Source organism: Lyngbya sp. CCY1209 (genome assembly GCF_055795065.1).
The window spans coordinates 1-210 of sequence record NZ_JAYFER010000440.1 but is presented as its reverse complement, the minus strand read 5'-3'; the positions used below and the strand labels follow the sequence as shown (position 1 = coordinate 210).

At 48.6% G+C, this 210-nt stretch carries 1 protein-coding gene; it reads left to right on the top strand.

Annotated elements, in window-relative coordinates:
• Positions 1-210 (top strand): reverse transcriptase N-terminal domain-containing protein (locus tag AC0QHF_RS13490; protein WP_324704738.1); only part of this gene is annotated, 210 nt, incomplete at both ends.

Here is a 210-nt window from a genome sequence, read left to right as displayed (position 1 = left end):
AGGCGTGTGACCCAAGATAACCAAGGCAAGAAAACAGCCGGAGTGGATGGAGTGATAGCAATATCCCCGAAACAAAGATTCACCCTTGCTGAAGAAATCAAAGGAAACGTCAAAGCCAAACCGTTACGGAGAATCTGGATACCAAAACCTGGACGGGATGAAAAACGTCCCCTGGGAATCCCGACAATTCGAGATAGAGCCAAGCAAGCC